The sequence below is a fragment of the Methylobacterium sp. WL103 genome (genome assembly GCF_008039885.1).
Taxonomy (GTDB): domain Bacteria; phylum Pseudomonadota; class Alphaproteobacteria; order Rhizobiales; family Beijerinckiaceae; genus Methylobacterium; species Methylobacterium cerastii.
The window spans coordinates 1-1,404 of sequence record NZ_VRUX01000857.1 but is presented as its reverse complement, the minus strand read 5'-3'; the positions used below and the strand labels follow the sequence as shown (position 1 = coordinate 1,404).

1 protein-coding gene and 1 pseudogene are annotated in these 1,404 nt (G+C 70.3%); both read right to left on the bottom strand.

The window, feature by feature from the left end; genetic code table 11:
• Nucleotides 1–205: 205 nt before the first annotated feature.
• Nucleotides 206–1,129 carry a D-alanine--D-alanine ligase gene (locus tag FV222_RS26130; protein WP_147764281.1) on the bottom strand — a complete coding sequence of 308 codons (924 nt, stop codon included), beginning with the start codon at nt 1,127–1,129 and terminating at the stop codon, nt 206–208.
• Between the two features lie 41 nt (nt 1,130–1,170).
• A pseudogene (locus tag FV222_RS26125) lies at nt 1,171–1,404 on the bottom strand (UDP-N-acetylenolpyruvoylglucosamine reductase); the annotation flags it as partial.

The following is a 1,404-nucleotide window of genomic DNA, read 5'->3' as shown; positions in this document are numbered from 1 at the left end:
CCGCGCGGCAGGCGCTCGGCCATCGACGGGCCTGGCCGACCGCGGCGCAGGGAATCGGACCGGCGCAGGAAGCGCGGAAGCCGGGAGAGGACGCTACCGGCCAGGCCCTGCCCGGCCAAGCCTTGCCCAGCCAAGCCCTGCCCGGCCACGCCCTGCCCAGCGAAGCGCGCGGCAGGACCGGTCGCGCCGGGAAACCCAGCGGGGCTCAGCGGCCCAGAGACGCGTCCTCCACCATCCATCGTACGAACTCACCGAAACGATACCCAGCATGGGCGGCCATGTCCGGCACAAGGCTGGTCTGGGTCATGCCGGGTTGCGTGTTGACCTCCAGGACGACGAGGGCACCGGTGCCACCCGGTGTGTCGTCGTAGCGAAGGTCGGCACGGCTGACGCCCCGGCAGCCCAGTGCTTGATGCGCCGTTAACGACAACTCTTGGACACGCTGGTAAACATTTGGTTTAAGTTCGGCCGGCAGGACGTGGATCGAGCCCCCCGGCGCGTACTTGGCGTCGTAGTCGTACCACCCCCCCGACGCGGCCTTGATCTCGATGACGCCGAGCGCCCGGTCGCCCATCACCGCGCAGGTGAGCTCGCGGCCCGCAACGTAAGTCTCCACAAGGACTTCCTCCCCGAAGACCCACTCCTCGGAGGCCAGGATCTGGGGCGGATGCGAGCACCCGTCGCGCACGATGATGACGCCCATCGACGAGCCTTCGGAGACCGGTTTGACGACGTAGGGCGGCGCGATCGGGTGTGACTTCGCGGCATCATGCCGGTTAACGACCCGGCCCTCTGGAACGCTGACGCCGGCCGCCCGCATCACGACCTTCGCCCGCTCCTTGTGCATGGCGAGCGCCGAAGCCAGCACGCCGGAATGCGTGTAGGGAATGCGCAGGATCTCGAGCAGCCCCTGGATCGTGCCGTCCTCGCCCGCCGGCCCGTGCAGCGCGTTGAAGGCCGCGTCCGGCCGAAGCTCCGACAGCACGGCGGCGACGTCGGCCCCGACGTCGACGCGGGTGACGCGGTAGCCCTCGCCCTCCAGCGCGTCGGCGCAGGCGGTGCCGGAGTTCAGCGAGACCTCGCGCTCGGACGAGGTGCCCCCCATCAGGACGGCGACGTGCTTGGACATGGGCGGCTCCGTGGCGCGTATCGAAGGAGGACGAACGGATTTCAGGTGAAGGTCGGCGTCGAGCCGTCGGCGGAGACGCCGATCCGCTTGATCTCCCAGTGCAGCGCGACCCCGCTGGTCTCGTGCACCCGCCGCCGCACCTCTTCGCCGAGCCCCTCGATGTCGGCCGCCGTGGCGCCGTCGCGGTTGATCAGGAAGTTGCAGTGCATCTCGCTGACCTGGGCGCCGCCCCGCGTCAGCCCGCGGCAGCCGGCGGCGTCGACGAGCTGCCACGC

Bases quoted from the DNA above. Each gene is read 5' to 3' on its own strand.
- FV222_RS26130 (WP_147764281.1), bottom strand. From the start codon at position 1,129: ATGTCCAAGCACGTCGCCGTCCTGATGGGGGGCACCTCGTCCGAGCGC.